Annotated in this window: 18 protein-coding genes; 13 read left to right on the forward strand and 5 right to left on the reverse strand. The window is 28.4% G+C overall.

Translation table 11 applies throughout. The features are described 5' to 3' along the window. Positions 1 to 27: 27 nt before the first annotated feature. The 3 genes from lspA to ribF are packed head-to-tail and all read right to left on the reverse strand — an operon-like array spanning position 28 to position 4,278. Positions 28 to 504 (reverse strand): signal peptidase II, encoded by a 477-nt coding sequence (lspA, locus tag D9V69_RS00730; RefSeq protein WP_158356435.1) that lies wholly within the window; start codon positions 502 to 504, stop codon positions 28 to 30. Then, positions 504 to 3,320, reverse strand: coding sequence for an isoleucine--tRNA ligase (gene ileS / locus D9V69_RS00735; RefSeq protein WP_158356436.1), 2,817 nt, complete (start codon positions 3,318 to 3,320; stop codon positions 504 to 506). The genes lspA and ileS overlap by 1 nt, the downstream gene beginning before the upstream one ends. Then, positions 3,307 to 4,278 (reverse strand): bifunctional riboflavin kinase/FAD synthetase, encoded by a 972-nt coding sequence (gene ribF / locus D9V69_RS00740; RefSeq protein ID WP_158356437.1) that lies wholly within the window; start codon positions 4,276 to 4,278, stop codon positions 3,307 to 3,309. Before ribF ends, ileS begins: the two co-directional genes overlap by 14 nt. Before the next feature lie 200 nt (positions 4,279 to 4,478). Between ribF and rpsT the strand changes: the two genes are divergently transcribed. Continuing rightward, a complete protein-coding gene (gene rpsT, locus D9V69_RS00745) occupies positions 4,479 to 4,748 on the forward strand; it encodes a 30S ribosomal protein S20 (protein ID WP_158356438.1) in 270 nt (89 codons plus the stop codon). A 60-nt stretch (positions 4,749 to 4,808) separates the two neighbouring features. On the opposite strand, the gene dnaJ is transcribed toward rpsT, so the two are convergent. Together dnaJ and dnaK are read right to left on the reverse strand one after the other, a co-directional pair. Beyond that, complete coding sequence (gene dnaJ / locus D9V69_RS00750; protein WP_158356439.1) at positions 4,809 to 5,945, reverse strand: molecular chaperone DnaJ; 1,137 nt, start codon at positions 5,943 to 5,945, stop codon at positions 4,809 to 4,811. A gap of 110 nt (positions 5,946 to 6,055) precedes the next feature. Further along, complete coding sequence (gene dnaK / locus D9V69_RS00755) at positions 6,056 to 7,969, reverse strand: molecular chaperone DnaK (protein WP_158356440.1); 1,914 nt, start codon at positions 7,967 to 7,969, stop codon at positions 6,056 to 6,058. Positions 7,970 to 8,299: 330 nt separating this feature from the next. Here dnaK and ndhC point away from each other — a divergent pair, with 330 nt between their 5' ends. The 12 genes from ndhC (at position 8,300) to D9V69_RS00815 (ending at position 21,776) form a co-directional block, all read left to right on the forward strand. After that, positions 8,300 to 8,701 (forward strand): NADH-quinone oxidoreductase subunit A, encoded by a 402-nt coding sequence (ndhC, locus tag D9V69_RS00760; RefSeq protein ID WP_158356441.1) that lies wholly within the window; start codon positions 8,300 to 8,302, stop codon positions 8,699 to 8,701. A gap of 15 nt (positions 8,702 to 8,716) precedes the next feature. Continuing rightward, complete coding sequence (locus tag D9V69_RS00765; RefSeq protein WP_158356442.1) at positions 8,717 to 9,388, forward strand: NADH-quinone oxidoreductase subunit B; 672 nt, start codon at positions 8,717 to 8,719, stop codon at positions 9,386 to 9,388. Between the two features lie 99 nt (positions 9,389 to 9,487). Further along, the gene (gene nuoC, locus D9V69_RS00770; RefSeq protein WP_158356443.1) at positions 9,488 to 11,290 is read left to right on the forward strand and encodes an NADH-quinone oxidoreductase subunit C/D; all 1,803 of its coding nucleotides are present in this window, start codon (positions 9,488 to 9,490) and stop codon (positions 11,288 to 11,290) included. Between the two features lie 31 nt (positions 11,291 to 11,321). Beyond that, the gene (nuoE, locus tag D9V69_RS00775; RefSeq protein ID WP_158356845.1) at positions 11,322 to 11,801 is read left to right on the forward strand and encodes an NADH-quinone oxidoreductase subunit NuoE; all 480 of its coding nucleotides are present in this window, start codon (positions 11,322 to 11,324) and stop codon (positions 11,799 to 11,801) included. After that, complete coding sequence (gene nuoF / locus D9V69_RS00780) at positions 11,798 to 13,129, forward strand: NADH-quinone oxidoreductase subunit NuoF (RefSeq protein ID WP_158356444.1); 1,332 nt, start codon at positions 11,798 to 11,800, stop codon at positions 13,127 to 13,129. Before nuoE ends, nuoF begins: the two co-directional genes overlap by 4 nt. Before the next feature lie 88 nt (positions 13,130 to 13,217). Beyond that, positions 13,218 to 15,956 carry an NADH-quinone oxidoreductase subunit NuoG gene (gene nuoG, locus D9V69_RS00785; protein WP_158356445.1) on the forward strand — a complete coding sequence of 913 codons (2,739 nt, stop codon included), beginning with the start codon at positions 13,218 to 13,220 and terminating at the stop codon, positions 15,954 to 15,956. Further along, positions 15,953 to 16,921: an NADH-quinone oxidoreductase subunit NuoH gene (gene nuoH / locus D9V69_RS00790; RefSeq protein ID WP_158356446.1), complete on the forward strand. Its 969-nt coding sequence runs from the start codon at positions 15,953 to 15,955 to the stop codon at positions 16,919 to 16,921. Before nuoG ends, nuoH begins: the two co-directional genes overlap by 4 nt. Positions 16,922 to 16,944: 23 nt before the next feature. Further along, the gene (gene nuoI, locus D9V69_RS00795; protein ID WP_158356447.1) at positions 16,945 to 17,487 is read left to right on the forward strand and encodes an NADH-quinone oxidoreductase subunit NuoI; all 543 of its coding nucleotides are present in this window, start codon (positions 16,945 to 16,947) and stop codon (positions 17,485 to 17,487) included. A gap of 11 nt (positions 17,488 to 17,498) precedes the next feature. Beyond that, positions 17,499 to 18,005 (forward strand): NADH-quinone oxidoreductase subunit J, encoded by a 507-nt coding sequence (nuoJ, locus tag D9V69_RS00800; RefSeq protein ID WP_158356448.1) that lies wholly within the window; start codon positions 17,499 to 17,501, stop codon positions 18,003 to 18,005. 34 nt (positions 18,006 to 18,039) lie between these two features. After that, positions 18,040 to 18,342 carry an NADH-quinone oxidoreductase subunit NuoK gene (gene nuoK / locus D9V69_RS00805; RefSeq protein WP_158356449.1) on the forward strand — a complete coding sequence of 101 codons (303 nt, stop codon included), beginning with the start codon at positions 18,040 to 18,042 and terminating at the stop codon, positions 18,340 to 18,342. After that, the gene (gene nuoL / locus D9V69_RS00810) at positions 18,339 to 20,207 is read left to right on the forward strand and encodes an NADH-quinone oxidoreductase subunit L (protein ID WP_158356450.1); all 1,869 of its coding nucleotides are present in this window, start codon (positions 18,339 to 18,341) and stop codon (positions 20,205 to 20,207) included. Before nuoK ends, nuoL begins: the two co-directional genes overlap by 4 nt. Before the next feature lie 60 nt (positions 20,208 to 20,267). Continuing rightward, entirely contained in the window at positions 20,268 to 21,776 is a 1,509-nt protein-coding gene (locus tag D9V69_RS00815) for a NuoM family protein (RefSeq protein ID WP_158356451.1), read from the forward strand.

Here is a 21,776-nt window from a genome sequence, read left to right on the forward strand (position 1 = left end):
GTACTATAATAAAATATTTAAACAATTTTAATATTTTGTTCGGATTAGAATGATAACACCTATAAAAATACTAATATCGGCGATATTAAATGTAGCAAAATGTAAATCATTTAAATGTAAATCAATAAAATCTATAACAAAACCATGTATAATACGATCTATTAAATTTCCTATAGCACCAGATACAATAAAAGTATAAGCAATATATTTGTTTTTTTTGATTTTTGTAGATTTTAACATAGTTTTTGTTATAAATAATATAGTACATATGCTGACGCTAAATAAAAACCATTTTGTCCATTCTGAGCGATTTGATAGAAAACTAAAGGCTGCTCCATAATTATGAACATGAAAAAAATTCAATATTGTAAAACAATATTTCACTTGATTGACTTCTATATTATTAAGAATCCAATATTTACTAAATATATCAAGTATCACAATGACAAGAATTAATAGTATATATATTGGTTTGTTTAGTATGTTGGAATATTGAGTTTTCATTATATAAAAATACGTCTTTCACCATCTCCTATGGTGTTTAAAATACAGCGATTACAGATATCTTGATTGGTATTATTGTTAGTACTGCTAAAATAGTGCCAACATCTTAAACATTTTTTTCCTGTGATTTTTTTCAAAAGAATTTTACAAGAAGCAATATTATTAATTTTTGTAGCATTGTCAGGCGCTTGTTCATATGTTTTAATTTTGATTTCAGATGTTAAAAAAAGAAATTTAAGTTCTGTTTTTAACATTTTTAATGTATTGAACAGTTTTTCTGAAACATATATTGTGATAGAGGATTCAAGCGCATTATTAATAATTTGTTTTTTTATAGCTTTTTCTATAAAAATGTTTATTTCATGTTTTATAGCAATCATTTGATTCCAAAAATGATGATTATATAAATCGTTTGAATCTAAAACAAATAATTTGTTGAACCATTCTTCTGTAAATAAACATTCTGAATTATTTTGTTTTAAGTAATCCCATATTTCATCAGCAGTAAAAGACAGTATCGGCGCAATCCATCGTACGAGTGCATGAAGAATATAATACATTGTTGTTTGAGAGCTTTTTCTCTCTTGACTTTTTGCTTTTAGAGTGTATTGTCTATCTTTAATAATATCAAGATAGAAAGATCCCATATCCATAGAACAAAAATATGCTATACGTTTTATTATGGAATGAAAGTTATATGTTTTATATAAATGAATGATTTCTTTTTGCACCATGTGAGTATGACTGATAGCCCATTTATCCAAATAAACCATATTGTCTTTAGAGATCAAATCTTGTTGAGGATTAAAATCGCTAATATTAGATAGTATAAAACGTGCAGTATTTCTAATACGACGATATGTTTCTGCAGTGTTTTTTAAGATTTCATCAGAAATAGAAATATCATTAGTGTAATTAGAAGATGCAACCCATAGTCTTAAAACATCAGCGCCAAATTTATCAATGATTTTATTAGGGCTGATAGTATTTCCTATAGATTTAGACATTTTTTGTCCTGTTTTATCAACAACAAATCCATGGGTTAAAACTTGAGAATATGGCGCTTTGTTATTAATTAAAGTTGATATCACTAATGATGACATAAACCAACCTCTATGTTGATCTGATCCTTCCAAGTACATATCAGCAAAATTTTTATTATATTTTTGATTTTGATAATTAATTGAAGTATGGGTATTTCCAGATTCAAACCATACATCTAATATATCTAAATTTTTTTCATATAATAGATGCTCGTCGCCTAATATCTCTTTTATATTCATATGCCACCATGCTTGTATTCCTTTTTTTTCTATTATTGTTGCTATTTTTTCCATTAGTAAAACGGTTTTAGGATGCATTTCTCCTGTTTTTTTATCAATAAAAATTGACATTGGTACACCCCATCTTCTTTGTCTTGAAATACACCAATCAGGTCTTTTTTTAATCATTTCTCTCATTCTAGATTGTCCCCAATTGGGTATCCATAAAACTTGTTTTATTTCTTTTAAAGCTTGATCGAGCAATTTTGATTTTGATATTTTTATGAACCATTGTGGGGTGGCTCTAAAAATAATCGGACTTTTATGTCTCCAACAATGTGGATAGTTATGTAATAAATAATCATGATGTAATAACAGTTTTTTTTCATTTAAAATATTTATTATAATTTTGTTAGATTTAAAAACATTTACACCATCTAATCTTGGATGTACATTTTTAATATAAAATCCTTTGTCATCTACTAAATGACTGATTTCAATATTATATTTTTTACTAATTTTATAGTCATCTGGTCCATGATCAGGTGCTGTATGAACGGCTCCGGTTCCTACATCAAGTGTCACGTGCGTTCCCAAAATAACTGGTAAATAAATATTACGTAAAAAAGGATGACAAAATATAATATTTTCTAATTTTTCCCCTTTTATAGTATCAACAATAGTCCATTCTTTTATGTTTAATATATTTAATACCTTTTTAGATAATGCTTTTGCTATAATAAAATTTTTTTCTTGTGTTTCAATTAATTGATATTGAAAATCTGCATTGATTGCAATAGCTTTGCTTGATGGAAGCGTCCATGGTGTAGTAGTCCAAATGGGTAAATATGTTTCTTTATTATTTGTTGTTGTATAATTAAATAATTTTTTTATAGTTGATTTATTATGATTTTTAAATGCAACTATGATTGCATTAGATTTTTTTTCCTTGTATTCAATTTCAGCTTCAGATAAAGAAGAAGCACAGGAGGTGCACCAATATATAGGTTTAAAATCTTTATATAAGTGTTGTTTTTGAATAATTTTAGATAAAGTTCTAATGATGTTTGCTTCATTTTTAAAATCCATTGTAAGATGAGGATTATCCCAATCACCTATTACTCCTAATCTAATGAAATCTTTTTTTTGTTGTGCCACTTGATCAGATGCATATGTCCTACAATTTTTTTGAAATTCTATAATAGATTTTTTCTGATCATTAGCACAATTTTCTTCTATTTTTTGTTCAATTGGTAATCCATGACAATCCCAAGAAGGAATATATGGCGCGTCAAATCCTGACATATTTTTAGATTTTATAATAATATCTTTCAATATTTTGTTAACTGCATGTCCAATATGAATGCTTCCGTTAGCATAAGGCGGACCATCATGTAAAAAAAATATTTTTTTGGATGCTTTTTTTTTCCTAATTGTAGTATATATATTATTTTCTTGCCACTTTGTTAATATTTTTGGTTCTTTTTTTGAAAGATTTGCTTTCATAGAGAATGTGGTTTTAGGTAAATTTAGTGTTTTTTTATAATCGTTCATCGTTTTTTCTTTTTTTATTTTTATGTTTATCTTGAAAATATTTCTTAACTATTTTAACATCTTGACTAATTTGATGTTTAAGATCTTCAATTGATTCAAAGTATTGTTCATTACGTATTTTTTTGCATATTACAACTTCAATTTCTTTTCTATATAAATTGATATTTTCATCAAATAAATAAACTTCAAGTACTTTTTTTTTGTGTGGATTAAAAAAACTTGGCTTGATTCCGATATTACATATTCCAAAAATAACTTGATTTGAACAATAGTATACTTTCACTGCATATACACCATTACTGAGCAGGAAATTTTTATTCAAAATAATATTTGCTGTAGGGTAACCAATTTTTTGTCCTATTGAATTTCCATGCACTACTCGACCGATAATACTAAAAGAACGACCTAACAATTGAGAACATAATTGTATGTTATTTTCAAGCAATGCCGTTCTAATATTAGTACTGCTGATTTTTATATTATTTTTATATAAAGATTTAATTTTTATTATATTAAATAAATATTTTTTTCCTAATTGGTATAATAATTGAATATTTCCATATTTTTTATAACCGAATCTAAAATCATCTCCTATTACTATATATTTTGTATGTAGTTTATTTATTAATATATTTATGATAAACTCTTCTGCATGAATAGATTGAAAAACTTTATTAAACCTAATACATAAAATATAATCAATCTTATGAGATAAAATTCGTTTAATTTTCTCTCTAAATTTCGTAATTCGCATTGGAGCTTGTGTTATATTTAAAAATTCTAATGGTTGTGGTTCAAAAATAATTATTACACTAGGTATATTTTTCTTAATTCCTATTTGATATGTTTGAACAAGTAATTTTTCATGTCCTAAGTGTATTCCATCAAAATTTCCTATTGTAACCACTGTATTAGAAGTAAATTCTTTAAGATTGTGAATACCTCGTATAATTTTCATGTTGTTCCAAAATGAATGTGCATTAGGTATCTATTTTGAGTAAAATTAATAACAACTTGTCATGTTTTTTCAATATCTTTTTTTATAATAACTAATATTAGTTTATTTGAAATATTTTTTAGAAATATATTTTTTAGTATATTCATATATATTTTTTTTTTAAATAAATATTTGTCTTTTAAAAACATTGGAGGTAAAAATTGGCTAATATTAAAGCAGCTAAAAAAGATGTCATCACATCTGAAAAACGTCGAAGAAACAATGCCAGTCGACGTTCAATGATTCGAACTTTTATCAAAAAAGTAAGATTAGCTATTCTTTCTGGAAATAAAAATAAAGCAGAAGAGGCATTTAAAAAAATGCAACCTATTGTTGATAAGCATGTTAGTAAAGGTTTAATACACAAAAATAAAGCAGCTCGTTATAAATCTAATTTTTCTTTAAAAATTAGAAAAATGTGTAAAAATTAATATTTAAATAGTATTGCCTCTATATTGTTTGTTTAAGAAGCAATACTTTTATAAACATTTTTATTTTCTTAAATCATCAAAAAATCTTTTTACTCCATCAAAAAATCTTTTTGAACGAGGACTATTTGTTTCATTGCAAGCGTCATTAAAACTATTTTTTAATTCATGTAGAAGACTCTTTTGTTTATCATTAAGATTAACAGGTGTTTCTACAACAACACGACATAATAAATCTCCTTGGTTTCTATTTTGCATGGATTTTACACCTCTTCCTCTAATGCGAAATAGCTTTCCTGATTGGGTTTCAGAAGGTATTTTTAATTTGACTCTGCCATCTAAAGTAGGTACTTCGATTTCGCCTCCTAAAGCTGCCATAGTAAAATTAATTGGCACTTCACAATATAAGTTGTTGTCTTCTCTTTCAAAGATAGGATGTTTTTTTACGCTAATTTGTACATAAAGATCACCTGATTGGGCTCCGTTTGTACCTGCTTCACCTTCATTATTTAGACGAATTCGATCATTAGTATCAATTCCAGGTGGTATTTTGATCGATAATATTTTATATGTTTCAACACGACCTTGTCCGTAGCATGTATTACATGGATCTTTAATGAAAGTTCCCTTTCCATGACATGTTGGACATGATTGTTGTACCGTGAAAAATCCTTTTCTGAGATGTATTTGTCCTTTTCCATGACACGTAGAACAGGATCGAGGTTTTGTTCCGTTTTTTGCGCCACTTCCATAACAGATTTTACATGTTTGGAAAGTAGGAATTTTAATTTCTTTTTTTGTTCCTTTAACGGCTTCTTCTAGAATAATTTCCATATTATAGCACAAATCAGATCCTTTTTTTGCTCTAGAACTTCTGTTACTTCCAAAAATATCTCCAAAAACATCTCCAAAAATATCTCCGAAATCTGTAGAACTAGTAAACGTACTGTATGTATTATTTCCAGTATTGCTATTTTCAAAGGCAGCATGTCCATATTGATCATATGCAGTTCGTTTTTCAGGATTAATTAACACTTCATAAGCTTCTTTTATTTCTTTAAATTTATTTTCAGCGGTTTTGTTACCTTGATTGCGATCAGGATGATATTTCATTGCTAATTTTTTATATGCTTTTTTAATATCACGTTCTTCAGCAGATTTTGCAATACCTAAAGTTTGATAATAGTCGTTTTTTGCCATTCTTTCTTTGCTCTTTTTTAAATTTCAAACAATGCACGGGCGTAGAAATTTATCTACGCCCGTGTGATATTGACATCCTTGATCATGTTTTGTTGTTTTTTTGAAATAATTTATTTTTTAGGTTCTTTAATTTCTTCAAATTCAGCATCTACTATATTTTCATTTTTTTTATCAGTAGTATTCTTATTATTTTTTGTGTTTTGTTCTGCTTGTTTTTGATTACATTCAGCTAGTTTTGATGATACCTGTAAAAGCATTTGTATATTTTTTTCAATTTCTGATTTATTTTCTCCCTTTAATGCTGTGTCTAATTTATCTAAAGCTGATTGAATTTCTTTTTTATCATTATCGTCAATTGTATTTTTATTTTCATTTAGTTGTTTTTTTGTGCTATGAATTAATTGATCGCCTTGATTTCTTATTTTAACTAATTCTTCAAATTTTTGATCCGATTCTGAATTAGCTTCAGCATCGTCTATCATTTTCTTGATTTCTTGCTCATTTAATCCGGAAGATGCTTTAATAGTAATTTTTTGTTCTTTTCCTGTATTTTTATCTTTTGCAGAAACGTGTAGTATGCCATCAGAATCAATATCGAATGTTACTTCAATCTGTGGCGTTCCTCTAGGAGCCGGTTGAATGCCATCTAAATTAAATTGCCCCAAAGATTTGTTGTCCGATGATTTTTTTCGTTCACCCTGCAATATATGTATTGTTACTGCTGATTGATTATCTTCTGCAGTTGAGAATACTTGGCTATGCTTAGTTGGAATAGTAGTGTTTTTATTAATTAGTGGTGTCATAATACCACCCATGGTTTCAATGCCTAGTGATAAAGGGGTAACGTCTAGTAATAATACATCTTTCACATCACCAGAAAGAACTCCTCCTTGAACTGCAGCACCTACTGCTACGGCTTCGTCTGGATTGACATCTTTTCTAGGTTCTTTTCCAAAAAATTCTGCTACTTTTGATTGAACCATGGGCATTCTTGTTTGTCCGCCTACCAGTATTACATCGTTTATATTTGATATTGATAATCCTGCATCTTTTAATGCTACTTTTAGTGGTTCAATAGAACGTGCGATCAGATCTTCAACTAAAGATTCTAATTTTGATCTAGTAACTTTTATGTTTAAATGTTTAGGACCGTTTGCATCAGCTGTAATATATGGAAGATTGACATCTGTTTGTTGCGCAGACGATAGTTCTATTTTTGCTTTTTCTGCAGATTCTTTTAATCGTTGCATAGCTAGAGGATCGTTTCTTAGATCTATGCCTTGTTCTTTTTTAAATTCTGATACCAAGTAATTAATTAATCTGCTATCAAAATCTTCTCCTCCGAGATGAGTATCTCCATTAGTAGCAAGTACTTCAAAAGTTTTTTCTTTATCAACATCATCTATTTCAATAATAGAAATATCAAAAGTCCCACCTCCTAAATCATAAACAGCGATAGTTCTGTTTCCTTGTCCTTTGTCTAATCCATAAGCAAGCGCTGCAGCTGTAGGTTCGTTAATGATTCTTTTGACTTCTAAACCGGCGATTCTTCCAGCATCTTTAGTAGCTTGACGTTGGGCATCGTTAAAATAAGCTGGCACTGTTATTACAGCTTCTGTTATTGATTCTCCTAAATAATCTTCTGCAGTTTTTTTCATTTTTTTTAAAACTTCCGCAGAAATTTGAGGAGGTGCCATTTTTTGTTCTTTGATGTTAATCCATGCATCACCATTATTAGAGTTGACTATTTTATAGGGCATGATTTTAATATCACGTTGCACTTCTTCATCTTGAAACTTTCTACCTATTAAACGTTTTATTGCAAATAAAGTATTTTTTGGATTGGTTATTGCTTGACGCTTTGCAGGTTGCCCTACTAAAATTTCTCCTTCTTGAGTATATGCAATAATTGAAGGCGTAGTACGGTCTCCTTCGGCATTTTCTAAAACACGTGGTTTGTTGCCATCCATAATGGCAACACAAGAGTTGGTTGTTCCCAAGTCAATACCAATAATTTTGCCCATTAAAAATCTCCTATAATATTTGATAAATTGGGTTTTCAACCTTGATGTAACCATTTTTTTGGCTTTCAATTTACTATACAATGATGTTTTTTTTATTGTAATGTATCTTTAAAGTTGAATGATTATTAGATGGGGTCGCTTTTTCAGCCATCAAGGGTTACAAGCAAAAAAAAATAAAATTTTACACAAGTATAATGTTAGTTATGTGTTTTTGAAGAAAATATAATATATATTATCAATATATTTATATTTTTTATCTTATATGATTTCATTAATCTCAAAAACAATGTAATATTTTAAAATGAACATAATAAAATTTTGAGAAAATTTATGTTATATAATTCAAAAATCATTAATGATAGTTTTCCTTTTTTATTTTTTATAGTTTTTTCTTTAGGATTTTGTTTTTTTATGTTGTTTTTAAGTTGGATCTTAGGTGGAAAATCTAATTCTAGACATAAAAATGTTCCTTTCGAATCTGGTATTATTTCAGTAGAAAACAGTTGTCTCAATTTTTCAGCTAAGTTTTATTTAATTGCTATGTTTTTTGTAATTTTTGATGTTGAAGCCTTATACTTATACGCATGGTCTGTGAGTGTACATGATGTTGGTTGGATTGGATTTAGTGAAGCATTTATATTTATTATGTCTATTATTTTATCGCTTGTTTATTTAGTTCGTATTAAAGCATTAAATTGGATACATTCACATGCACAAAAATCTAATACTTAATTAATGAGAAACACAATGAATTACACTTTAACTAGTGCAGAAATGAATCGAAATAAAAAATATCCTAAAAGAACGGTTAAAACCGTTAAAGATCCGATTTTAGAGTATTTAAAAAATAATATTTTTATGGGAAAAGTTGCTGATTTATTACATAAAATAGTTAACTGGGGGAGAAGAAATTCTATTTGGCCTTACAATTTTGGATTGTCTTGTTGTTATGTTGAAATGGTATCTGCATTCACTTCCATTCATGATGTAGCTCGTTTTGGATCTGAAGTTTTACGTGCATCTCCAAGGCAGGCTGATGTTATGGTTATTGCAGGTACACCATTCATTAAAATGGCTCCTGTTATTCAGCGTTTATATGATCAAATGTTAGAGCCAAAATGGGTTATCGCTATGGGTGCATGCGCTAATTCTGGAGGAATGTACGATATTTATTCTGTTGTTCAAGGAGTTGATAAGTTCTTGCCAGTAGACATTTATATTCCTGGCTGTCCTCCTCGTCCTGAAGCGTATATACAGGGTTTAATGTTATTGCAAAAGTTAATTAAGGAAGAAAGAAGACCTTTATCTTGGATTGTTGGAGAACAAGGTGTATACCAAAAAAATATGGTTTCTGAAAAAGTAACAAAAAGACAGAAAAGAATTGATGTAATTAACCTTCCTACTACAGAAAATATTTAATAATAAAATAAGTTTATATTGTATCTTTTAAAAATGTATAGTCTTTGATGGTTAATAATGTAATTTTTTATTTTTTAAAATCAGTAAAATGAGTAATCTATGATAAATGTAAATGAAAAATATAAACGATGTTGTCATAAAAATTCTTTTAAGTCAGGCATGAATAATTCAGTAATAAAAAGTTTATTAGATGAATTTGGACAGGACTCTATTTTTGTGCAAAATGCAATAACTGAGTTTCCTATTGTATGGTTGAATAAAATACTGTTAATAAAAGTAGGAAGATTTTTGTCCAATTTATCTCGTCCATATAATATGCTTTATGATTTACATGGTATAGACGAACGTTTTCGATTACATAAACAAAATTTACCGACAGTAGATTTTTCAGTATTTTATCATTTGATCTCCATAGAACGTAATTCTGATATTATGATTAAAGTTCCGCTATTAAGTAATGATTTAATTTTACCAACATTTACAGATTTATTCCCTAATGCAAATTGGTATGAACGTGAAATTTGGGATATGTTTGGTATTGTTTTTGATAAACATCCTAATTTAACTCGTATTATTATGCCTAAAAATTGGATTGGACATCCATTAAGAAAAAATTACTCGGCAAGAGCGACAGAACATGAACCTTATTTTTTAAATGAAGTAAAAGAAGATTTAGAAATGGAAGATTTAAAATTTACACCTGAGTCTTGGGGTATGAAGCGTGTGCATGATAATGTAGAATTTATGTTTTTGAATTTAGGTCCTAATCATCCTTCGGCTCATGGAGCGTTTAGAATTGTCTTACAACTAGATGGTGAGAATATTGTAGATTGTGTTCCGGATATTGGTTATCATCATCGAGGTGCTGAAAAAATGGCAGAACGCCAATCATGGCATAGTTACATTCCATATACTGATCGGATTGAATATCTAGGTGGTTGTATAAATGAAATGCCCTATGTTCTAGCTGTTGAAAAATTGTCTAATATTTTAGTTCCTGAAAAAGCAGAAGTGATTCGAGTGATGATATCTGAATTATTTAGAATTAATAGTCATTTGCTTTATATTTCTACTTTCATTCAAGATGTTGGTTGCATGACACCTGTTTTTTTTGCTTTTACTGATCGTCAAAAAATATACGATTTAATTGAAGCCATTACAGGAGCTCGTATGCATCCAGCTTGGTTTCGTATTGGAGGAGTGGCTCATGATCTTCCTAATGGTTGGGATACATTATTACAAGATTTTCTTAATTGGATGCCAAAAAGACTGAAATATTATACAACAATGTCTTTGAAAAATAGTATTTTAATTCATCGATCTAAAGGAATTGCTGGATATAATCAACAAGAAGCATTAAAATGGGGTGTCACGGGAGCAGGTTTACGCGCTACAGGTTTAAATTTTGATGTAAGAAAGTGGCGACCATATTCTGGATATCAAAATTACGATTTTGAAGTACCTGTAGGAACAGGAATAAGTGATTGCTACTCTAGAGTGATGATTAAAGTTGAAGAAATTTATCAAAGCCTTATTATATTAAAACAATGTTTGCATAATATGCCAACAGGTCCTTTTAAAGCTGAACACCCATTAACTACACCGCCTGCAAAAGAAGGTGTATTACAAAATATAGACAACCTGATTTATCATTTTTTACAGGTTTCTTGGGGTCCAGTTATTCCACAAAACGAAGCTTTTCAAATGATTGAAGCTACAAAAGGAATTAACAGTTATTACTTAATTAGTGATGGTGGAACGATGAGTTATCGTACAAGAATACGTACTCCTAGCTTTCCACACTTACAACAAATACCTTCAGTAATTCGTGGAAATTTAATATCAGATTTAATTGCATATTTAGGTAGTATAGATTTTGTCATGTCTGATGTGGATAGATAATTATGTATAAAAAAAAAATCAATTAAGAATAATTTCTACAAAATTTGTATTAACAAATGAAGAAATTAATGAAATAGAACATCAAAAAAAATATTATGAAAATTATCGGGCTATTGCTATAGAAGCATTAAAAATTGTTCAGAAAAATAGAGGTTGGGTTTCTGATCAAGCCATTCAAGCCATTTCTAAAATACTTCAAATTACTCCCAGTGAAATCGAAGGAATTGCTACTTTTTACAGTCAAATTTTTCGTCAGCCAGTCGGTCGTAATATTATTCGTTATTGTGATAGTGTTGTTTGTTTTCTGCAAGATTATAAAACAATCAAACTTGTTTTAGAAGATTATCTAAACATAAAAATTGGACAGACAACTAAAGATAATAGATATACTTTATTGCCAGTGTGCTGTTTAGGAAATTGTGATAAAGCTCCAACTATTATGATAAACGATGATACATATTCTCGTGTTAATCCAGAATCTATAATTAAATTATTGGAACAATATATATGAAAAAAGTTTTCTATACTGCTGAAACACATCCCTTAACTTGGAGATTAAGACACGATCAAAAAACTGTTTGGATTCAAGAATATTGTAGTAAAAATGGTTATAAATCTTTAAAAAAAGTATTGAAATACATGCATCCAGAAGAGGTAATTAACCTTGTTAAAGAATCTGGTTTAAAAGGAAGAGGCGGAGCTGGTTTTTCTACCGGTCTTAAATGGAGTTTAATGTCTCAAAATAGTCTTTCTTCATCATCTCGTTATTTAATTTGTAATGCTGATGAAATGGAGCCAGGAACATACAAAGATAGATTATTAATAGAACAACTTCCTCATCAATTAATTGAAGGAATTGTATTATCTGCATATGCATTAAAAGCTTTTCGTGCGTACATTTTTTTAAGAGGAGAATACATACGAGCAGAACATATTTTAAAAACGGCTATACAAGAAGCTATATATTCTGGGTATATAGGATTTAATATTTTAGGAAGTAATTTTAATTGTGAATTGATTTTACATACTGGTGCTGGAAGATATATTTGTGGAGAAGAAACTGCTTTGATTAATGCATTGGAGGGTCGCAGAGCTAACCCAAGATCTAAACCTCCTTTTCCAGCTGTCTTTGGTCTTTGGGGAAAACCCACTTGTGTAAATAATGTGGAGACTTTATGTAATATTCCATCTATTCTGTTGTATGGTACACATTGGTATAAAAATTTGTCTAAAAGTAATGATCACGGCACTAAATTGATGGGTTTTTCTGGGAGAGTAAATAATCCTGGTGTTTGGGAATTACCTTTTGGCACTACTGCAAGAGAGGTTTTAGAGAAATATGCAGGTGGAATGCAATCTGGATTATCTTTAAAGGCATGGCAGCCTGGTGGTGCTGGAACCGATTTTTTAATTGAGAAACATTTAGATTTACCAATGAGTTTTCAAGATATTAGTGAAGCAGGTAGTCGATTAGGAACCGCTATTTCTATGGCTGTTGATAACAAAACTAACATGGTTTCACTTGTTTATAACTTAGAAAAATTTTTTTCTCGTGAATCATGTGGTTTTTGCACACCATGTCGAGATGGACTTCCATGGATCGTAAAAATATTAAAAAGTTTAATGCAGCATGAAGGGCATAAAAATGATATAAGTACTTTAGAAAGATTATGTATACATTTAGGTCCAGGAAAAACATTTTGTGCTCATGCACCAGGCGCTATAGAACCTTTGCAAAGTGCTTTAAAATATTTTCGTTCTGAATTCGAAGATGGTATAAGTTTGAAAAAAACTAATTTCAATAAACACATTTTAGGTATTCAATCGAATTTTCTTTAATCCATGTTTTTGCTTTAGTAACGATGTTTTAATGTTTGATTTTTAATGAAAAACTTATTTAAAAAAAAAGTTTTGGAATGATTTTAATATGGCTAAAATTTATATAAACGGAAAATTGTACGATGCAGATGAATCAGAAAATTTACTTCAAGTTTGTTTATCTGCCGGTTTTAATATCCCTTATTTTTGTTGGCATCCTTTATTAGGCAGTTTAGGCGCATGTCGTCAATGTGCTGTAACACAATATAATAATTTACAGGATGTTAAAGGTAGATTAGTTATGTCTTGTATGACTCCTGCAAAAGATGGTTCCATTATTTCTATTAATGATCCTGAATCAGAAGTTTTTAGAAAATCAATTATAGAGATTTTGTTAACGAATCATCCACATGATTGTCCTGTATGCGAAGAGGGTGGTCATTGTCATCTACAAGATATGACTGTTATGACGCAACATAATAGACGAAGTTATCGATTCAAAAAAAGAACACATAAAAATCAATATTTAGGATCGTTTATTAAACATGAAATGAATCGTTGTATTACTTGCTATCGTTGTGTTAGATTTTATAATGATTATGCAAATGGATCAGATTTTGGAGTTTATGGCTCTAATAATAATATTTATTTTGGAAGAATTGAAGATGGTTGTTTAGAAAATGAACATTCTGGAAATTTAATTGAGTTGTGTCCGACTGGAGTATTTACAGATAAAATTCACTCTAAAAGATATAATCGTAAATGGGATATGCAATATGGCCCAGGAATATGTCATAATTGTAGTATTGGGTGTAATATTAGTATTGGAGAACGATATGGTGAAGTACGTCGTGTAGAAAACAGATATCATGAAGATATTAATCATTACTTGATTTGTGATCTTGGTAGATTTGGTCATTCTCATTTAAATTTACATGATCGTCCAAAAAATCCTGCTTATTTAGAAAATCAAAAAACGTTAAATATCTTAAATTTTGAACAGGCTATCGATCTTGGATCTCTTTTCTTTCAAAAATATAAGCGTGTTATTGGTATTGGTTCTATTAGAGCAAGTATAGAAAATAATTTTGCATTGCAAGACTTAGTTGGAAAAGACAATTTTTCTAATGGAATGTCTGAAAAAGAACAGGATTGTGTTAAATTAATTTTAGATTTTTTGCAAAATAGTAATGTATATGTTCCGTCTTTAAAAGAAATCGAGAGTTATGATCTTATTTTAGTTATTGGAGAAGATGTTACACATACTGCTCCAAGAATTGCTCTAGCAATACGTCAAGCGGTAAAAAATAAAGCATATAAAAAATCAGAATTTTATGGACTACCAAAATGGCATTCTTCTCCTATTAATCACATTTCAGAAGACAATAAAAACCCTTTATATATCATGCATACACATGAAAGTAAACTAGATAACATTGCCGAATGGTGTTATTTCGCTTCTATTGATGAACAGGTTAATTTTTCTTGCGCAATCGCTCATGAGTTAGATAAAAGATTCCCAAAAATTTTTAATTTAAGTAATGTTTTAAAGAAACAAGCATCTTTAATAGCAAATCGAATAACTGTGTCAAAAAAAATATTAGTTGTTTCAGGTTCACATTCTTTTAGTAGCTCTATTATTCAAGCCGCAATTAATGTTGCTTCTGCTATACAATGCAATGATGCAAATAATCATGTCGGCCTTACTTTTTTAACACCGTCTGCTAATACATTGGGTGCAGGGATCATTGGTGGTATGTCTATAGAATCTGCAATAAAAGCATTTAAAGAAAAGAATGCGGATGCTATATGTTGTATGGAATATGATTTGTATCGCTTTATTTCTAAAAAAGACGTTGATTGCTTATTTCAAAACCCTGAAAAAATAATTACTATAGATCATCAGTATACTGATACTTATCAAAAATCTGGGTTAACCTTACCTTCGACTAGTTTTGCAGAAAGTTCTGGTACAATAATCAATTTTGAAGGAAGAGCGCAACGTTTTTTTCAAGTTTATGATCCGATTTTTTATGATAACACTAATTGTCTTTTTGATAGTTGGAGATGGCTACAATATATTCAATCAAAAATTAACAAAACAAAAATATATTGGAAGAATTTAGATGATATCACTCATGCATATATTAAAAAATATCCTATATTTCAAAATATTATAAAAAACGAACCCGATTCTAATTTTCGTTTTATTGATCAGAAAGTAGCTCGATCTCCAATTAGATACAGCGGTAGAACCGTTTTACGTTCTAATATTGATATTCATGAGCCATCCCAACCTAAAGATATAAATACGATGTTTTCGTTTTCTATGGAAGGGTATAATCAACCAAACAAATCAATCACTCATATACCGTTTGCATGGTTTCCTGGCTGGAATTCTCCTCAAGCATGGAATAAATTTCAAACTAGAATAGGTAAAAATTTAATATCTGGCAGTTCTGGAACACATCTTTTTAAAAAAAATGAAAAATCAAAACAGTTTTGTTTTGATTCAATTTTAACATTCATCTCTAGATCAAAACAACACTGGTATGTTGTTCCTTATTATTATTTATTTGGTAATGAAGAATTAACTCAATATTCTTCTGTAATACAAGAAAATATACCTAGATCCTACGCTTTAATGAATGTTTTAGATGGAATAAAATTAGGTTTACAAGACAATTCTACAATAAAATTTTCTTGTTTAAATCATGATTATCAGTTAAATATACGTTTATCTAAAAATTTATGTGAAAAACAAATAGGATTACCTATAGGACGAAAAGGCTTTCCTATTGCTCTTGTCGGTAAAAAAATTACCCTTTTACAGGAATGCGTTACATGATTTTCCTAAAAACAAATATATTAAACATTGTTTTCTCTTCTTCAAAAGTTGTTTTTGTTTTACTGTCTGTAGTGTTTTTTGCTGCTATGTTAAGCGTAGTCGAACGCAGATTATTAGCCATTTTTCAAAATAGATATGGACCTAATCGTGTTGGTTGGATGGGAAGTTTACAATTATGCGCTGATATGATCAAAATTATATTCAAAGAAGATTGGATACCTCCATTTAGTAGAAAGTTTGTTTTTGTATTATCTCCAATTATCGCTTTTGTTTCTTTGCTTTGTGTTATTCCAATTATTCCATTTTCATCAAATTTTTTAATTATTAACCTGAATATAGGAATTTTGTTTTTTTTAATGATGTCGAGTTTATCTGTATATTCTGTCTTATTTGCTGGTTGGTCTAGCAATAATAAATATTCACTATTAGGAGCTATGCGAGCATGTGTTCAAACTTTAAGTTATGAAGTATTTTTGGGATTATCATTAATGGGTGTAGTTATTCGAGCAGGATCATTTAATGTTTTAGATATTATAAACAATCAAAAAGAGATGTGGAATGTTTTTCCGCAATTTTTTGGTTTTGTCACTTTTTTTATAGCAGGTTTAGCTGTATGTCATAGACATCCTTTTGACCAACCCGAATCTGAACAAGAATTAGCAGATGGTTATCATATTGAATATTCTGGTATGAAATTTGGTTTGTTTTTTATTGGTGAATATATTTCTATCATTACTATTTCATCTTTAATAGTCGCGATGTTTTTTGGTGGTGGATTAGGACCTTGGGCACCAGGATTTATATGGTTTTTTCTAAAAACAATATTTTTTATTTTTATGTTTATTTTGGTACGAGCATCTTTGCCAAGACCAAGATATGATCAAATGTTAGATTTTGGATGGAAATTTTGTTTACCATTAACATTATTTAATTTACTTTTAACTGCTTTTTTTGTTTTATTGTGATTTTTTAAGAGATATTTTATTTTATGAATTTAAAAAGTATTATTATTGGTTTTTTTACACAAATCAGAAGTATTTTAATGGTTGGTAAAAACATTTTCTCAAAACCTGAAACACAATTATATCCTGAAGAAAAAGTATATCTTCCTCCTCGTTATAGAGGACGTATCATATTAACTCGTAATTTAGATGGACAAGAACGTTGTGTTGCATGTAATTTATGCGCAGTTGTATGTCCTGTAGATTGCATTTCTTTGCAAAAATCAGAAACAAAAGATGGTCGTTGGTATCCAGAATTTTTTAAAATTAATTTTTCTCGTTGTATATTTTGTGGTTTGTGCGAAGAAGCATGCCCTACAGCAGCCATTCAACTCACTGCTGATTTTGAATTATCTGATTTTAAAAGACAGAATTTAGTTTATGAAAAAGAAGATTTACTAATATCTGGTCCTGGTAAATATCCCGATTATGATTTTTATCATTTTTCTGGTGTATCTAAAAAAGATAAAAAAACAGGTTCATTAGATTGTGAATCCCAACCTATTAGTGTTAAGGATTTGTTACCATAAGGAAAGAATTCATGCAATATCTTTTTTACATTTGCTCTATTATATCTGTTATTTCTACTATTTGTGTGATTGTTCAAAAAAATGCAGTGTATGCTTTATTATATTTAATTGTGTCTCTTTTATCTGTAGCAGGTGTTTTCTTTTCAATTGGAGCTTTTTTTGCAGGTGCTTTAGAAGTGATTATTTATGCTGGAGCGATTATAGTTTTATTTGTTTTTGTAATTATGATGTTAAACATTAATAGTACAAAATATTCAAAAAAAGAAAATCTTTTTTCATCTTCTTTTTGGATCTTTCCTGGAATGTTGTTACTAATGTTATTTTTATCTATGACGTATATTTTATTTTGTTTAAAGTTTAAAAAAATAACTGGTATTATGATGGACTCAAAAATTGTAGGTATTGGTTTGTTTGGGCCCTATGTGTTATTAGTTGAGTTATCCTCTGTTCTATTATTTTCTGCAATTGTTGTTGTGTTTCATATTGGTTCAAATAAAAAAAATATTTTTAAAAAATAATGACTTTATTAATATTTACGAAGGATAATAATTTATGATTTCTTTGTTTCAAGGATTATTTTTATCTTTAGTATTATTCATTTTAGGTTTAACTTCATTAATGATTCGGCGTAACATATTATTTATATTAATTAGTTTAGAAATAATGATAAATGCTGTAGGGTTAGCATTAGTATGTGCTGGAAGTTATTGGCAACAACCTGATGGTCAAATAATGTATATTTTTGTTATAACTTTAGCTGCATCGGAAGCTAGTATCGCATTAGCATTATTATTACAATTTTATAAACGTCACAAAACATTAAATGTTGATATTTTGAGTGAGATGCATGGATGAATATTATTTTTTTGATTCTTCTATTTCCACTAATTGGATTTGTGTTGTTAGCTTGCTTACAAGGAAAAATTTCTAAAAAAAATACTTCTCTAATAGGAATAAGTTCAATATTAATACCATTTTTAATTACCTTTCTTTATGGAAGAAATTTAATTCAAAACAATGATTCATGTTTTGTGCAAAAATTATGGAACTGGGTAATTATTAATGAATTTAAAATGGATTTTGGTATTTTATTGGATGAACTATCTTTAAGTATGTTATTGATGGTTACAGGAATTGGACTGTTAATACATATTTTTAGTTCTTGGTATATGCATTCCAAAGAAGGTTATTCACGTTTTTTTGCATATACGAATCTATTTATAGCAAGTATGTCAATTTTAGTATTAGCTGATAACTTATTATTTATGTACGTAGGATGGGAAGGTGTAAGCATATGCTCTTACTTTTTAATTGGTTTTTATTATACTAATCATTATAATAACTATTGTGCTCTAAAAGCATTCATTTTAACTCGTATTTCTGATGTTTTTTTAATGCTTGGAATATTTTTAATATATCAAAAATATGGTACGTTTAACTTTCAAGAAATGCAATTCTTATCAAATTTCTTTAATCTAGATGATTCTAATGATTTAAATTTAATTGCATTTTTTTTGTTTTTAGGTGTGCTTGCAAAGTCAGCACAATTACCATTTCATACTTGGTTGTCTGATGCTATGGTTGGTCCTAGTCCTGTTTCTGCATTAATACATGCAGCCACTATGGTCACTGCCGGCGTTTATTTAATATCAAGAACGTATTTTTTATTTGTATTAACTCCAAATATATTATATCTAATGAGTATAATTGGTGTTGTAACAATATTTGTTTCTAGTTTGTCTGCTTTATGTCAATATGATATAAAAAAGATTTTAGCTTATTCAACTATGAGTCAAATTGGTTATATGTTTTTAGCAATAGGCGCACAAGCATGGATTGCAGCTATTACACATTTGATTATGCATGCAATTTTTAAGGCATTATTATTTTTATCTGCAGGTTCATTGATATCATCTTGTAATAATGAAAAAAATATATTTAAATTAGGCGGATTAAGAAAACAACTACCTTTTTTATATATTTGCTTTATTGTTGGTGGTGGCTCTTTAATTTCTTTTCCTATATTGACGTCTGGATTTTATAGCAAAGGAAATATTTTGTTTAATGTTTTACAAAATAGTCATCTATATTTTTTTATGATAGCTTTGCTGTGTTCTTTTCTTACAGCTTTATATACCTTTAGAATGATTTTTCTTGTTTTTCATGGCAAAAATTTTTGTCACCGATACGCACGTTCTTCTAAAACGTTTTGGCATCATATGCCGTTGTTGATTCTTTTGTTTTTCTCTACTTTATTTGGAAGGTACATATATCCTTCATTACGACATGTGTTACCGTTTTTTTCTTCGCATGTAGAAGATAAAACAATATTAGAACTGGTATGTAGTATATTATCTATTTCTGGAATATATCTATCTTATTATTTATGGATTAAAAATCCATATTGTATTAATCGTGTTTTAAAAAATAAATATATAAATACAGCGTATCTTTTTTTTCTAAATGGATGTTATTTTGATTGGATATATCAAGTTTCTTTTATAAATTTTTATTTATTTATATCTAAAAAATTATCTTATGATCCCGTTAAGCAAAAAATTACAAAATTTTTTATAAACATTATAAAAAGTGTAAACTTTTATCTTTTAAAAACAAGTAATGGTTATATAAGATGGTATGTAGCCTCTATGCTATTCGGTATAAATGTGATTTTTATGTTGATTTATTTTTTGTGTTATTATGAAATTCATTTTTCTTAAAAATAAACAAATCATTTTATTAATTAAACGTTTATCGTGAACAATAGGAATATACCTTGAATGTTACTTTCTTTATTGATTATTATCCCTTTTTTTAGTGGTGTTTGCGCTGTTATTTTTTATCAATTAAATAGAAATATACCTCGTTGGATTTCTTTAATAGGCATACTTTGTGCTTTTTTCATTTCAATAAAAATCTTTTTCCAAAAACATTGTGACATTGTTCGAGTATTTAATGATGCTCGTGATCACATTCAATTCAACGTGCCTTGGATACCAAAATTTGGAATTGACTTTAACATTGCAATTGATGGTTTATCTATTGTTATGTTAATTTTTGCTTTTGCTCTATCCTTAATAGCTATTTTATCAGCATGGAGTGAAATAAAAAAACATGAAGGTTTTTTTTATTTTAATTTTATGTTAGCTTTAACTTGTGTAATTGGTTTATTTATTTCTTCGGATCTTTTTTTATTTTTCTTTTTTTGGGAAGTAATGTTGATTCCTATGTATTTTTTAATTGCTTTATGGGGGAATGATATTCAAAAAGAACACTCACATTGCGCAGCTAAAAAATTTTTTATTTATGGTCAGATATCAGGTTTGATATTACTATCTTCTATTTTATTATTAGTATTTACTTGTTATCAAAATACTAATATTTTAACTTTCAATTATCATTTCTTACTTAATCAAGAAATCAATAAAAATATAGAATATATTATTATGTTAGGTTTTTTTTTAGCTTTTGCTATAAAAATGCCTATTTTTCCATTTCATGGATGGCTTTCAGAAGTGCATGTACAATCTACATATTGTGGTGCTGTAGAAATTATAGGTGTTTTGTTAAAAACAGCTCCTTATGCTCTTTTAAGGTATAATTTAGCACTTTTTCCTAATGCAACAAAAGATTTTGCGTTAATTGCAATGTGCTTGGGTCTTATAAGTATATTTTACGGTGCTTGGATTGCTTTTTCACAAAATAATATCAAAAAATTAATTGCTTATTCTTCTATTTCTCACATGGGATTGATTTTGATTGGTATTTATAGTAACAATGAAATAGCTCTTCAAGGTGTATTAATTCAAATTTTATCTAACAGTTTATCTAATGTAGCGTTATGTATTTTGTCAGGTCAACTGTATAAACAGTTAAAAACTTATGATGTTCGTAAAATGGGAGGTTTATGGTCTAATATATATTGGGTTCCTGGTTTTGTTTTATTTTTTTCTTTATCAAATTTAAGTGTTCCTGGTACAGGTAATTTTATTGGTGAATTTTTAGTTTTATCTGGAATATTTAAAGATTTTCCAATGATATGTTTTTTTGCAACAATCAGTATTGTTTTTTCTTCTATTTATTCTTTGAACATTATTAAAAAAATATTTTATGGTGTGCCCCAAAAAACCGAAATTATTTTTTCTATGAACCAAAAAGACATATTGATAATCATCGTATTAATTTTTATGGTGATTTTTTTAGGAGTTTATCCTCAAAATATTATAGATATTTCACATAATTTTATACATAGTATTCACAACGAATTTCGTAATTCTATTTTAAAATAA

This window comes from Buchnera aphidicola (Hyadaphis tataricae) (genome assembly GCF_005081445.1).
Classification (GTDB): domain Bacteria; phylum Pseudomonadota; class Gammaproteobacteria; order Enterobacterales; family Enterobacteriaceae; genus Buchnera; species Buchnera aphidicola_AE.

What these genes read in the sequence shown, in the direction of transcription:
- D9V69_RS00815 (WP_158356451.1), top strand. Translation starts at nt 20,268, where the DNA reads ATGTTACTTTCTTTATTGATTATTATCCCTTTTTTTAGTGGTGTTTGC.
- nuoK (WP_158356449.1), top strand. Translation starts at nt 18,040, where the DNA reads ATGATTTCTTTGTTTCAAGGATTATTTTTATCTTTAGTATTATTCATT.
- dnaK (WP_158356440.1), bottom strand. Translation starts at nt 7,969, where the DNA reads ATGGGCAAAATTATTGGTATTGACTTGGGAACAACCAACTCTTGTGTT.
- ileS (WP_158356436.1), bottom strand. Translation starts at nt 3,320, where the DNA reads ATGAACGATTATAAAAAAACACTAAATTTACCTAAAACCACATTCTCT.
- ribF (WP_158356437.1), bottom strand. Translation starts at nt 4,278, where the DNA reads ATGAAAATTATACGAGGTATTCACAATCTTAAAGAATTTACTTCTAAT.
- lspA (WP_158356435.1), bottom strand. Translation starts at nt 504, where the DNA reads ATGAAAACTCAATATTCCAACATACTAAACAAACCAATATATATACTA.
- nuoF (WP_158356444.1), top strand. Translation starts at nt 11,798, where the DNA reads ATGAAAAAAGTTTTCTATACTGCTGAAACACATCCCTTAACTTGGAGA.
- ndhC (WP_158356441.1), top strand. Translation starts at nt 8,300, where the DNA reads ATGTTATATAATTCAAAAATCATTAATGATAGTTTTCCTTTTTTATTT.
- dnaJ (WP_158356439.1), bottom strand. Translation starts at nt 5,945, where the DNA reads ATGGCAAAAAACGACTATTATCAAACTTTAGGTATTGCAAAATCTGCT.
- D9V69_RS00765 (WP_158356442.1), top strand. Translation starts at nt 8,717, where the DNA reads ATGAATTACACTTTAACTAGTGCAGAAATGAATCGAAATAAAAAATAT.
- nuoG (WP_158356445.1), top strand. Translation starts at nt 13,218, where the DNA reads ATGGCTAAAATTTATATAAACGGAAAATTGTACGATGCAGATGAATCA.
- nuoJ (WP_158356448.1), top strand. Translation starts at nt 17,499, where the DNA reads ATGCAATATCTTTTTTACATTTGCTCTATTATATCTGTTATTTCTACT.
- nuoC (WP_158356443.1), top strand. Translation starts at nt 9,488, where the DNA reads ATGATAAATGTAAATGAAAAATATAAACGATGTTGTCATAAAAATTCT.
- nuoH (WP_158356446.1), top strand. Translation starts at nt 15,953, where the DNA reads ATGATTTTCCTAAAAACAAATATATTAAACATTGTTTTCTCTTCTTCA.
- nuoI (WP_158356447.1), top strand. Translation starts at nt 16,945, where the DNA reads ATGAATTTAAAAAGTATTATTATTGGTTTTTTTACACAAATCAGAAGT.
- nuoL (WP_158356450.1), top strand. Translation starts at nt 18,339, where the DNA reads ATGAATATTATTTTTTTGATTCTTCTATTTCCACTAATTGGATTTGTG.